At 37.7% G+C, this 13,286-nt stretch carries 11 protein-coding genes and 1 tRNA gene; 3 read left to right on the top strand and 9 right to left on the bottom strand.

Annotated elements, in window-relative coordinates; translation table 11 throughout:
• Nucleotides 1-39: 39 nt before the first annotated feature.
• From coaE to ISU02_RS17215, 6 genes are all read right to left on the bottom strand, one after another.
• On the bottom strand, nucleotides 40-642 hold the full coding sequence (coaE, locus tag ISU02_RS17240) for a dephospho-CoA kinase (protein WP_194703087.1): 603 nt from the start codon (nucleotides 640-642) through the stop codon (nucleotides 40-42).
• Nucleotides 632-3,259: a DNA polymerase I gene (polA, locus tag ISU02_RS17235; protein WP_194703086.1), complete on the bottom strand. Its 2,628-nt coding sequence runs from the start codon at nucleotides 3,257-3,259 to the stop codon at nucleotides 632-634. Before polA ends, coaE begins: the two co-directional genes overlap by 11 nt.
• A gap of 118 nt (nucleotides 3,260-3,377) precedes the next feature.
• Complete coding sequence (locus ISU02_RS17230; protein WP_194703085.1) at nucleotides 3,378-4,112, bottom strand: SIMPL domain-containing protein; 735 nt, start codon at nucleotides 4,110-4,112, stop codon at nucleotides 3,378-3,380.
• Nucleotides 4,113-4,189: 77 nt separating this feature from the next.
• Nucleotides 4,190-5,506, bottom strand: coding sequence for a DUF4349 domain-containing protein (locus ISU02_RS17225; protein WP_194703084.1), 1,317 nt, complete (start codon nucleotides 5,504-5,506; stop codon nucleotides 4,190-4,192).
• Nucleotides 5,507-5,521: 15 nt separating this feature from the next.
• Nucleotides 5,522-6,085, bottom strand: coding sequence for an RNA polymerase sigma factor (locus tag ISU02_RS17220; RefSeq protein ID WP_194703083.1), 564 nt, complete (start codon nucleotides 6,083-6,085; stop codon nucleotides 5,522-5,524).
• Between the two features lie 177 nt (nucleotides 6,086-6,262).
• Nucleotides 6,263-7,360: a M24 family metallopeptidase gene (locus ISU02_RS17215; protein WP_194703082.1), complete on the bottom strand. Its 1,098-nt coding sequence runs from the start codon at nucleotides 7,358-7,360 to the stop codon at nucleotides 6,263-6,265.
• 174 nt (nucleotides 7,361-7,534) lie between these two features.
• Here ISU02_RS17215 and ISU02_RS17210 point away from each other — a divergent pair.
• A tRNA-Leu gene (locus tag ISU02_RS17210) sits at nucleotides 7,535-7,621 on the top strand.
• 118 nt (nucleotides 7,622-7,739) lie between these two features.
• On the opposite strand, the gene ISU02_RS17205 is transcribed toward ISU02_RS17210, so the two are convergent.
• The 3 genes from ISU02_RS17205 to ISU02_RS17195 are packed head-to-tail and all read right to left on the bottom strand — an operon-like array spanning nucleotide 7,740 to nucleotide 10,698.
• Complete coding sequence (locus ISU02_RS17205; RefSeq protein ID WP_194703081.1) at nucleotides 7,740-8,138, bottom strand: DUF2177 family protein; 399 nt, start codon at nucleotides 8,136-8,138, stop codon at nucleotides 7,740-7,742.
• 9 nt (nucleotides 8,139-8,147) lie between these two features.
• Nucleotides 8,148-8,915, bottom strand: coding sequence for a DUF1295 domain-containing protein (locus tag ISU02_RS17200; RefSeq protein WP_194703080.1), 768 nt, complete (start codon nucleotides 8,913-8,915; stop codon nucleotides 8,148-8,150).
• Nucleotides 8,916-8,922: 7 nt separating this feature from the next.
• Entirely contained in the window at nucleotides 8,923-10,698 is a 1,776-nt protein-coding gene (locus ISU02_RS17195; RefSeq protein WP_194703079.1) for a DegV family protein, read from the bottom strand.
• A 744-nt stretch (nucleotides 10,699-11,442) separates the two neighbouring features.
• On the opposite strand from ISU02_RS17195, the gene ISU02_RS17190 reads away from it, so the two are divergent.
• Both ISU02_RS17190 and panF read left to right on the top strand, forming a co-directional pair.
• On the top strand, nucleotides 11,443-11,712 hold the full coding sequence (locus ISU02_RS17190; protein WP_194703078.1) for a YhdT family protein: 270 nt from the start codon (nucleotides 11,443-11,445) through the stop codon (nucleotides 11,710-11,712).
• Nucleotides 11,712-13,163 carry a sodium/pantothenate symporter gene (gene panF / locus ISU02_RS17185; protein WP_228727862.1) on the top strand — a complete coding sequence of 484 codons (1,452 nt, stop codon included), beginning with the start codon at nucleotides 11,712-11,714 and terminating at the stop codon, nucleotides 13,161-13,163. The genes ISU02_RS17190 and panF overlap by 1 nt, the downstream gene beginning before the upstream one ends.
• The last annotated feature ends 123 nt before the right edge of the window (nucleotides 13,164-13,286 follow it).

Below are 13,286 nucleotides of genomic sequence, written 5' to 3'. Positions count from 1 at the left end.
CTTCATTATAAACAATTAAACCATTTAAGGCAACTTTCGTTATTTTTTTATCGAATTTATAAGGGTCACAACCTGATGTTTTAAGGATTCCAAAGAACCATCGTTTTCAATTACCCGAGTAGCAAATTTTGTCTTTTCTTCAAGGGGCATTTGAGCATTGATTTTGACAATTGCATAGGCTTCATCCACATGATCTCTCTTGCAAATGCGCTTAATCCTAACGGTATCACTGGCGTTTACAACCCAAACTTCATCGTATTCACCTGCCCTATTGTTTTCAAAGAGCAAGGGGACATCCACAAAGACCAGCTCATATGACTTTAGAAGTTGGCTCACTTCACAATTTATTGCCTCATACACAGCTGGATGCACAATACTGTTGAGCTTTTCACGCTTAAGCGCATCATTAAAAATAATCTCCCCTAGACGCGCTCTATTGATTTGAAAATCCTCAAGTAAGATTTGAGTACCAAAAGTTTCAACGGTTTTATCGTATGCAGCAGTTCCTTTATCTAGAACAGTTCTGGCAATAATATCTGCGTCCACCACAGGATAGCCCATTTGTTTTAAAATATTGGAGACGGCGCTTTTGCCGCTCCCAATCCCACCTGTAATGCCAATGATCATTTGTTTACTTTGCATCGTACCAGCTCGCTCCTGTATTCATATCTACATTTAGGGGCACCAAAAGCTCATATGCTGACTCCATGCTCTCTTTGAGAAGTACTTTTACCTGTTCGAGTTCATCCAATGGCACATTGAGGATCAGCTCATCGTGTACTTGTAAGATCAGTTTAGATTTTAACTGTTCTGCTTCAAGGCGGTTGAACACCTTAATCATCGCTATCTTGATGATATCTGCTGCCGAACCTTGGATAGGCGTGTTTCTCGCTGTTCTTTCTGCCGCTGATCTCAACATAAAATTACTATTGGAAATATCCGCAATATCTCTTCTTCTGCCCAACAGCGTTTCAACGTAACCCTTTTCTTTACAAGATTCAATAACACTGTCCATAAAACCTTGAACATTGGGATAGCTTTTAAAATAATTTTCAATGTAAGTCTTAGCTTCTTTGCGTGTAATACCAAGGCTCTCTCCCAATCCGAAATCTCCCATGCCATAAACGATTCCAAAATTGACTTCTTTAGCATGGCTACGCTGTAGCGACGTCACTTCAGAGGTCTCCACACCAAAGACTTGTGATGCTGTCTTCGTATGAATATCTATATTTTGAGTAAAGGCTTCCAACAATGCAGGATCTTTTGATAAATGCGCCAAAACTCTGAGCTCAATTTGAGAATAATCGGCTCCAAGGAGAATACACCCTTCATCAGGAATGAAGAATTTCCTTATTTTACGTCCCATAGGCAATCTAATCGGTATGTTTTGAAGATTTGGCTCTGTAGAACTCAATCTGCCTGTAACTGCAATCGTTTGATTTAGAGAAGTATGCACCCTGCCAGTCACAGGATTTATGGCCGCTCTAAGTCCATCTATATAGGTTGATTTCAACTTCGTATAGGTTCTGTACTCAATAATTTCAGCAACAATTGCATGCTTAGAAGCCAATTTTTCCAGAATATCATGCGATGTGGAATAACCCGTTTTGGTTTTCTTGAGTGGTGGCAATCCCAATTTTTCAAAGAGGATCACTGCCAGTTGTTTCGGCGAATTGATATTAAAGGTTTCACCTGCTTGCTCATATATCTCTTTTTCAATTTCTGTAATTTGTCCTGTTAGCAGTTCATCTATGTGATCGATCTCACTGACATCTATATTAAAACCTGTGAATTCAATGTCTGACAGTATCTTTACAAGCGGCACTTCAACCGTCTCAAATAGCTTCTTAAATTGATTTGCTTCAAGTTTATCATCAAATTTGTCTGCTAAAATATCAATGCCCATGACCATACCTTGGACGTACTGATACAAGACTTCTTGCTCTAACTGATCTGGCGTCTTTTTCTTAGCACCCTTACCTAGTACTTCCTCTTCTGAAGCAATCTTAACCGTCGCCTGCTCAAAGACGAGTTCACTTAAATCATAGCTGCGTCTGCTGGGTTCTAATAAATAAGCGGCAATGTAGCCATCAAATTTTACCCCTTTTAAATCAATGCCCTTTTGCATTAAAAAGAGGTATTCGTTTTTCAAGTCAAATCCACTCTTATGCATTTTTTCGTCTTCAAAAAGAGGCACTAACTTTTCAAAATCCACCATATTATCAATGATACAAATTTGGTCTTTTACTTTAAAAGCGGCACAGATTAAGTCATCATGCCTTAAATCTACCTTATTGTAAATGATTTTAAACGAAAACGCCTTTTCAAATTCAATTAACTTTATAAGCGCATCTACGTCGATCCTTTCAACTTCTGTTTTCTGTTCTACCACTTCCGTTTTCACCTTTAAGCGGTTTAACAAGCCGTTCATTTCATATTGTCTAAAGAGGTGGATAGCAGCTTCCATGTCAGGATCTGTCAGCTTAAACATGTCCGTTTCAAGCTCCACAGGCACATTGATCATAATCGTTGCCAACTTCTTTGAGAGCATAGCTTGATCCGCAAAGTCTATCACTAAATTTTTCCAACGCTTATTGCTCACTTGCTCAACGTTTTGAATCAAATTTTCAACCGTTCCAAATTCCGCCAATAGTTTTGCTGCGGTTTTAGGGCCTACACTTGGAATGCCCGGAATATTATCTGCCGAATCACCGCTGAGCCCTTTATAATCGATTACGTGATCGGCGTCCACACCGAGTTCTTCTATGATATCTTCATTTTTATATTCTTTTAGTTGTGTGATGCCCTTCTTGGTAATATGCACATGTATATTCTCTCTAACCAGTTGCAAGGCATCTTTGTCACCTGTTATCACATGTGCTTCTATATTTTGATCTGCAAAGTAATGTGCAATCGTGCCAATCAAGTCATCCGCTTCATAACCTTGAAGCTCAACACGAGGAATTTTAAGGGCATCGAGTATTGCTTTGACGATGGGCATTTGCATAGCGAGTTCATTGGGCATCCCTTTTCGTGTCCCCTTGTATTGATCATAGGTTTTATGCCTAAAAGTAGGACCCTTCATATCAAAGGCAACGCAAAAATAATCGGGTTCAAATTCATCCATGAGTCCAAAGATCATGGTTGTAAGCCCAAGTGCCCCTCCAGTATAAACACCTTTACTGGTTTTAAGCTCTGACATTGCAAAAAATGCTCTATTGATTAAGCTATTACCATCTACAATTACAATCCGGTTCATAGTCATCTCCTTAATTTAAGTCATATAGAACATTATAACATGTTTTGCACATTAAAAGGACGCCATATCTTCATATAACGTCCTTTTAAATAATCTAAATCATTTACTTGCAAATTTTTTAATAATCATAACCCACAGTAACAGTTGCTTCAATGGTAATTTCACCAGATTCTATTGGTGTTGACCCCATTGCAGAGTCCATTTCTAATCTGACATTAGCGGTTTTATAAATCGTGCTACCACCATAACTTGCTTCTGAAACACTCACTGGCAAACCTGGCTTTTTATTAAAGGTGCTCATAATAGCCGTTGCTTTTGAATTGGCATTTCCCATGGCAAGTTTTAAAGCCTCAGCATAGTATTTGGAATCATCCGCCACAGTAAATTGGATATTATTGACACTGTTTGCGCCAGCTGCAGTTGCAACATCAATAATTTTGCCCACGGATTCAATGTCCGTAATTTTTAAATTGACTGTATTGTTCACTTGATAGTATTCATTTTTCACTTCACTGTTAGGTGTGTAATCATAATTTTGATAAATGTTATATCCTGTTGTCTTAATATTTTCTGCTTTGATGCCTGCCTTTTTAATAGCTTCCACAACGGCATTCATTTTAACGGTATTTTCTTGCTGAGCCTTTTGAGCATCTTCATTTTTAGTTTGAACACCGAGGTTGATATAAGCCAAATCCGGAGCTACCACTATTTTGCCTTCACCTGTGACGTTTACAACTCTTTGATTTGTGTCCGCCGAAGCATCTGCCACTGAAACTGGGGCTGAATTCACTGCGCCAATGGCCAAAACTGCCACCATTACCAACGCGATCATTGTTATTATTTTGCTTTTCATAAAAATACTCCTTTCATTTTGCATCAATTAATGTGCATTGTTTTAGTTTATATTGCCATATATTTTTTATAATATGGTTACTTCACGAGTTTATTTTTTCGCCTTTTCCTAATCGCCAGCCAAATGAGTACCAAAGTGATTAAAATGAGCATTGGAGAGTTCGCTACAGTCCATATAAAGGCATTTTCAAGCATCCTTCTAATGCCGTTAATGGTTTTAATCAACTCCGTTTTGGCTTTCCCAAAGAGAGAATCATCAATGGGTTCTACGACAGGTTCTAAACTTCTAACTTCGCTTAATTCAACGTTAATACTTGAAAGATCCACGAGGACTTCCCAATCCTTCAATCTGCGCTCAAAATGATTGATTTGGCTTCTTATACGCGTCAATTCATTTTCAATCGCTAAGATATCCTGCATTTCTGTTGCCGTTGACAAAAGTTCTCTAAATCGATTTTCTGTCAATTTTAAGTTTTCAACTTCTTGCGCGGTATCTCTGTACTCTTTAGTCACGTCCTCAGCATGGACATTATCAGATCTGACATTTCCATACTGTTTTAAAAGCGACATCATTGTTTCGAATTGATCGTTTGGAATACGTATAACCACCGAACCGTATTTCAAGTCATCTTCAGGATTTCGAGAATTATATCCCATCTTAGAGGTGCTTTCGTTCTCAATATAGCCTCCCCATGAAACGACCTTTTGTCTAATATCATCAAGGACGGTATCATAATCTACGATCTCAAGATTGATGTTGCCCGACTTAATAATCATTCGACCAGTTCTATACTGATCCGTGTTGGTTCTTTGATTTTGCATTATCGTCTGTTCTGAAAGACCATTTTCTAAATGGATGCCATCCTCACTCGCAGCAGCAAATTCGGTACTAGCAGATGACATTTCAGGCGTTGGTGCAGCCATTGGTTCTGTCGCCGTAGTATCATTTTCAGTGTCTATATCCATTCTCATTGCGCCATACTCTGCAGATTCAGCCTTTGCACTTTCAGCAACATCATAACTATTTAATTGAAACGGGTTATTGGTTACAAGTACAATCAATGCAATTGCTGCTGCAGCAATCGCGTACTGACCGTGACTGGAAACCCAACGCTTTGCTTTACCCAAAATAGATATGTTCTTTTTGGGCATCTCGTTACTTAGGTCTATCCTTTTTTCTTCTAATAGTCTAGCATGTAGTTCCTTCTCAAAATCATTTGGGAGTTCTTTCATCTCCATTTCACCCATCAACTCTTTTAGATATTTAAGCTCTTCATACTCCACAGTACAGTGCTCACAGTGTTCTAAATGGTCGTTGAGTTGAGAAAGTTCTTCATGATTCAGTTCTTCATCAATTGCTAAGTTCATTAGCAAACGTGCTTCATCACATTTCATTTAACTCACTCCTTTCTAGCTTTCTGCAATTTGTACTCTAAGTATTTCCTTAAGAGCTATTCGACTACGATTTAATCTTGACCTTACAGTTCCAATTGGTATTTGCAGTATTTCTCCAATTTCATCATAGGAATATCCCAAGATATCCTTTAAGACCACTACCGATTTTCCATCATCTGATAATCGATTTAAGGCACTCTCAATATTTGCTTTAAGTTCAGCCTTTTCATAAACTAGTATTGGATCAGACTTTTCATCACTGATTTCATGTTTTAGTCGATTGTCCTCACCAAAGGTTTCATCTAGTGAATAGGCTGTTTCTTTTCTCTTTCTGAGTTCATCCTTACAGGTATTGATTACAATTCTATAAAGCCATGTGGAGAAACTAGATTCCATTTTAAACTTTTTAATGTTCTTATAGGCCTTTATTAAAGCTTCTTGAGACATGTCCTTTGCATCTTCTTCATTGCCCATCATTCTATATGCAATATTGTAAGCATACCGATTATACTTTTTAATCAGTTGTTCAAAGCTTTCCACATCTCCTTGAATCGCGCGTTCAAGTAGCTTTGTTTCCATGGTCTCACTCCCTTCTTAAGAGGTTATATGTTTATGACGTCTGTTTTATTCAAAAAGTTCCCTCTGTTCATGTTTTTTTGCGTTTATTTTTATCGATATTTTTTTCATAGCATTGCTTCATACATATACAGGTCTCTATATGTAAAAGGATCAAGACATCTTGACCCCGTTTACAGCTTAATTTGGTGATATAATCGTTAAAAGATCTTTAGGGTATTGATTAAGCACTTCACACCCAGTTTCTGTCACCCTGACCAAATCTTCAATTCTGACGCCAAATTGATTCGTAAGGTAAATACCCGGTTCAATGGAAAAAGTCATCCCGAGTTCGCAGATCATTTCATTAACAGCTGAAACATCAGGAAATTCATGCACATTGATGCCGATGCCATGACCCGTTCTGTGGGTAAAGAAATCGCCATACCCTGCCTCTGCAATGACATTTCTAGCAGCTGCATCAATCTCTTTGAAGGCAACCCCCGGTCTAACCGCCTGAATACCAGCAAGATTTGCTTTTCTTACAAGTTCGTAGACTTTAACATATTCCTCCGGTGGCGTTCCGTAATAAAAGCTCCTCGTCATATCTGAACAATAGCCATCTTTTCTACCGCCAATATCGACGATAATCGCTTGATTTTCACGTAAAACGGTTTCATCACTGTCATGATGTGGTTCTGCGCCATTCTCCCCAAAGCATATGAGAGGTGTAAATGAGAGTTCATGAACGCCAAGCTCAGCATTAAAAGCTTTAACTTTTTCTTGTATCATGCTCTCCGTGATGGTCATTGTGCCGACGTTTTCCTGTATATACTCATAAACAAGTCTCATGACCTCATCATTCAGCTTGGATGCATTTCGCATCAACATCCCTTCTTCTTTGCTTTTAATGAGTCTTGCACTGTCGACGGTTACTGAGCCGTTTACAAAGGTACACGATGCTTTAAATCCCATGAGTTCAAGTAAAAATCGACTTGGCCACTCTTTATCAACACCGACTGTAACGTGATCACCTATTTCTTTTGACATCATCTCAATAGGCTTATCCGTATCTTTATAGTACCTCACAACTACTGGCAAGGTCTCTTTGAGTGGAAATAAGGCATTTAGAAAAAAGACTGCACTGTGTTCTTTAATTAAAAGTGCCATTAATCTCTCACCCGGATGGATTTCAACGCCGAGCAAATAGTAAATCGAATCTGTTGCGGTTACAATCATGGCATCTATTTGATTCTGCTTCATATTTGATCTTATTTTTTCAAGTCTCTTATTGTACATAATACCCCCTCATTTTTTTATTAAAATGGCCTATGCGCCTACTTTCAATGTCAATTTCAGTTTATCATATTTTAAGAATTCAAGGTTTAAATTATTATGACAAAAAAAAATAATATTTTTGTTTAAAGGGTATTGCATCATAACGAAACCTATGTTATTATATAGAAGTTCCGCGCCGAAGTGGTGGAATTGGCAGACGCGCCGGACTCAAAATCCGGAGAGGTAACACTCGTGCGGGTTCGACCCCCGCCTTCGGCACCATTGAAAAAGCCCTTACAGAGATGTAAGGGTTTTTTAATTTTAACAATAAGATTACAACAATCCTGTTCCTCCTAACCATCAAATACTGGAATCTTTTTTTAGACCTTAGATTAACTCTTTAAGGATTACGTTTTAAAATTAAATAGCTTAGTGCCGATGTAAAGCCACACAGAAAAGTACCCCAAATAAGGTCAATAACAGTAATCATAATAGGCCAATCCTGTAGAGTGGCTAAATTGGTCAAATCATAGGTCGCGTAAGTGATGAGCCCAAAGAACATACCTCTAAGCAATGCATACTTAAGATGCCCCTTTGCCAAAGCAGGTTGAATAACAAAATAGATTAACCCCGTAATAAACAAAACATAAAAAATAACTGCTGCGCTAACGAAGATTTGATCTGCCATGAGATGTCCCAAATGACGAGCGTACAATTGCTTTCCAATAGAACCCAACCATAAAAGATCAATAGAAAAAAATATAAATGCCGTTACCATAAATTTTTTTATATAACTCATAAAATCATCTCATTTCTTTGGAAACCAAGGGATAAAGATACTTGTTTTCTCCGCATACTTTTGATACGCTCTATTATTTTCATAATGTTTCTCCAATAGAGGCACGCCTGAAAAATATCGGAGCAAAACTGTAATTGTCAAAGGACTTATGATGTACCATAGGCCGCCTGAATCCAAACCAATAATATAAATCCCCCACCACATCGTCGCTTCTCCAAAATAGTTAGGATGACGTGAATACTTATAGAGACCTGTTGTCAGTATTTTTCCCTTATTGGAAGCGTCTGATTTAAATCGACGCAATTGCTGATCAGCTTTGACCTCAAAATAGTATCCCAAACACCAAACTAGGAGTCCAATAATCGTATACAATGACCATCCCGTATGATTGTTCAAGATAATATTTACCGGTGCAGATACAATCACTAAAAGCATAAACATTTGCAACATATAAACCTGAAAAAAAGCTTTTGTCTTAACCCATGAATGCCCCCATTTCTTTCGAAAATTCACATATCTAAAATCTTCAGGTCTACCATGATTTCTTTTAAAAATATGATAAAAAAGCCTTATCCCCCAAAGCGTTACCAGCAGCGTTGTCAGAAGAGAGGACAATCCAAAAGCATGATTGTAGAACAGGGCGAACCAAACCGCTATAACAAAACCCAACCCCCAGAATATATCGACAATCGAATTGTTTTGCGTGTACTGACCATACCCGAACTGAAGCATGTAAAAAAGAAATACGACACCAACAACACTCATATATGCACTCATTTTTCACCTACTTTCTAGTATATGCAACTGCAAAAGCGCCCTTGCCTGCTCCTGCTGCAATTATAGAGGAACACTGAACCAGATATTCACATTTGATGCCTAAAAATTTTTCCGCTTCTTTTACAAAATATTCTGCCTCTTCTTTATCATCAACGTAGGTCACAGCAAAACTATCTAACTCATACGATCTCATAGCTTCAAGCATCAATTTCAGTAAAGCTCTTTTCCTATTCTTTATGCCCCAAATCATTTTAGCAATCACCCCACGCCCCTGTGTATCTATCGAAATAATTGGATACAGCTTTAATTGTTTTACAACACCTGCCAAATGACTATTCAGTCTACCAGAAGCAACCATATTGTCCAAATTTTTTACGGATACAAATATTCTACTTTTGGGAACAAGTGCCTCCACATGTTCTCTAATTTCTAAAGCATTATAGCCATCCTCCAACATTTTTATAGCATTATAGACGATCAACCCCTGTGCAACAGAATTTTGCTTTGAATCAATCACTTGAATTCTATCACCAAATATCTCCGCCGCCATTTTAATAATATGGTAAGTGCCACTCATTTTTTTGGAAACGGTGATAATCACTGCATCTTCGTAAATATGCATCAGATCTACCAACATTTTTTTTACTTTATGTATGTTGGGTAGAGAGGATGTATGATGATTTCCTAGCTTATTGCCCATTTCGAAAATCATGTCATTGTTAATTGTTAATCCATCCATAAAGTATTGATCTCCAATCAAAATTTCCAAAGGTATGACAACAACTTGCCCATCATCTATTTTGAATTGGGGTAAATCCGCTATGGAATCCGTCACAACTACCGTTTTATATTTTCTTTGATACTGTTGCATATATTGACGCAACATGTCGTCCACCTTTTGTTCTTTGATTTCAAAATTCTCACTTAAACTTTTAAAAACCTCGCTTGGACAATTCGTATGAAGATGTATTCTCGAATAACTACTGCCGGAAGAGACAACTACAGAATCACCATAAGCTGCTAAATTTCTTTTTAAATGTTTAAATTTTTTTTCATGTCCGGAGATCAAAGCCTCTGTGCAATATCGATACTTTGGAGGCGTCAATACATCTGCGTATTTGTGTCCTAAATTCATTTCAAAATTCACAACAAGCTCATGATGCTCTAAACTAATGGATTTTCCTTTAAGCCCACTGATAAAGCCCTTAATAAAAAATGCAAATCCCTTTGCCCCTGAATCCACCACAGATGCCTTTTTTAAAACAGCCAGTTGATTCGTGGTTTGATTCACTGATGCTTCTACTTGTAAATAGGCGTGTTCAAGTACATCCATAAATGAAATTTTAATATCGTTGTATTTGAGCAGAGATTTATGGAAAATACGCATGGCCGTTAACATCGTGCCTTCAACGGGGCTTTCAACAGCGCTATAGGCATAGGATACACCATTTTCAGCCGCCAGTATAAATTGTTCTCTATCCAAAGCAACGGATTGTGCTTCAAATGCACACAATCCTTGTATATATTGAGCAAATATAACGCCTGAATTACCCCGCGCGCCAATAATAGCAGATTCAGAAATAGATGCCAACGTTGCTCTTAACGATTCCTTTACTTCTGAATAGATAATGATACTGTTCATCATGCTATATAAGTTATTTCCAGTATCAGCATCAGGTACTGGAAAGACATTGATTTGATTTAGCAACAATCGGTTATTCATCACTTCTTTAGCACCTGTAATAAAGGCTTGATACAAGCGCTCATTTTGAATTTCTTGCATAGCACCCTCCCTATTTTTCGCTGTCTCAAAAATACGATTAATCTTTAAAATAAAAGAACGTCATCAGCATTTAAAACAAAATGCCATCCCTGTATAAATGATCTTCCTCATATATAAATTATCACTATCAGTTATATCCATTACAATCGATGATGACATTACATCTGGTCTCATGTATATGTATACCTATGAAACACATCCTTTAAACTCATCACCATAAAAACCTACTGCCTTCAACGTCATTAAAAAGAGGCTCTCAACGCTTAAACCCTTCTCAATAAATTTCCAACACATCATTTCTGCTCTTGAATCAAAGCAAGAGGTTCTTGCCTATCTTTCATAAAATGAGTAAAAATCATATGAATTTCTATTGACAATAGTTGATATAAAAATTGAATCTTGCTTGAACCTGTGCTATCATTATGTTGGATGATATCTTTTTAGAGTCGTACCTGCTTGCAATACAATTTATTTGATGGTAATCTGCTTTGAACTGAGGACAGAGACAGATGAACTTGATCGTTAAGCCTAATTTAGAGATTGATGAGTTCGTTTAGAAGTTTATTGTTCATTTGATATTATATGGTGACTGTATTTTGACGGTACACTGTAAATAATATGATAAACTCTTTCATCCATGTGCAGGACATTTTCATATTTAATCAAAGCAGATGTAGAGGATCGCTAGGTCCACAACTACATCTTTTTTATTACTCTATTTTCATAAAATAAAGGAGTGAGCACATGAATTTCAAAGAAAAAAATAATCAAATCAATAAAGAAGCAAAAATAACTGTTGGACTGTATCTGTTCTTTTTCATATGGTGGGTTGCTTTTGCCTATGGAATTGGTTTAAAAGACATCTCCGAATATAAATATATACTCGGTTTTCCTTCTTGGTTTTTCTACAGTTGTATAGTGGGATATGTGATGATTTCTTTCCCACTTGCATTTGTGGTAAAAAAATACTTCAAGGATATTGATTTTGAAGAAAATGATGAGGAGGTAAAATGATGGGGAATTCAATGATCTTAATACCAATGATCCTATATCTTGTACTCATGTTTGCAATCGCTATTTACACCAATAAATTTACGTCTGGTAAAGGCGGTTTTATGGAAGAGTACTTCATTGGCGGCAGATCCATGGGAGGATTTGTGCTTGCTATGACGCTTATTGCAACTTATTCAAGTGCAAGCAGTTTTGTTGGAGGCCCAGGAGTGGCGTATTCTATGGGGTATGGTTGGATACTGCTCGCCATGATTCAAGTGCCGACAGCTTTCCTTACTCTTGGCGTTTTAGGAAAGAAATTTGCAATTATTTCGAGAAAAATCAATGCAGTTACTGTAACCGACTATTTGAAGGCAAGATATAACAATAAATTTATCGTCATCTCTACTTCCGTTGCAATGGTTATTTTCTTTGCTGCTGCAATGGTGGCTCAATTTATCGGTGGCGCAAAATTATTTGAAGCGGTTACTGGATACTCCTATTTTATTGGACTTGTGATCTTTGGCATCACAGTAATTGTTTACACAACCATAGGCGGATTTAGAGCAGTTGCCATTACAGATGCCATTCAAGGCATTGTAATGGTTCTAGCAACCATATTTCTACTGGTTGCCATCATCCACGCAGGTGGCGGCATGGCAGCAATCACCGCTAAGATGATTGAAACGAACCCAAGTGCTCTGACACCTACTGCTGGTGGTAAAATTCCAATTCCATTTATATTGTCATTCTGGGTGCTTGTTGGATTTGCAGTGCTCGGATTACCTCAAACCACAGTGAGATGCATGGGATTCAAAGACTCTAAATCACTTCATAGGGCCATGGTGATCGGTACGGTGGTCGTTGGATTTCTAATGCTCGGTATGCATCTTGTGGGGACTTTAGGTGCCTATGTGGTTCCTGGACTTGCTGGAGATGGCGCTATCCCTGGCATTACTGTAAAAGTATTGCCGCCAATTCTTGCAGGCATTTTTATTGCGGGACCTTTAGCTGCGATAATGTCAACCGTTGACTCCATGCTTATACTCGCCTCTGCTTCTATCATTAAAGACCTTTATTTGAATTACGGCAAGGGCAATATCGATGAAAAGACCTTAAATAAAATCAGCTTTATGACCACTGGTATAATCGGTATTGGCGTCTTCATTTTTGCGATTAAGCCACCATCGATTATTGTATGGATCAACCTATTTGCTTTTGGAGGGCTTGAAGCCGTTTTCTTATGGCCAACAATTCTGGGGCTTTACTGGAAAAAGGCAAATGCTGATGGTGCACTCATATCTATCGTTACAGGACTTATTTCATTTTTCATCTTTACGATCTATAAAGTAAATCCTTTTGGGATGCACCAAATTGTCCCCACACTGGCCATTGCCCTTGTTACATTCATTGCAGGGTCCTTATGGGGAAGAAAAAACGATGCAGAAACGATCAAATTATTCTTTGGAGAATAATAGCAGGCTTTAAAAGACCCTCTATTACTGTTCTTCAATAGGATCATCTAATAGATGAACTTAAAACAAAATTAATGGACCTATTGCAATTGCAAAGGTCCATTAATTTTGTTTTAGATAAAC

Source organism: Fusibacter ferrireducens (assembly GCF_015352425.1).
Taxonomy (GTDB): Bacteria; Bacillota; Clostridia; order Peptostreptococcales; family Acidaminobacteraceae; genus Fusibacter_A; species Fusibacter_A ferrireducens.
This window is presented reverse-complemented; position numbering and strand designations above follow the sequence as displayed.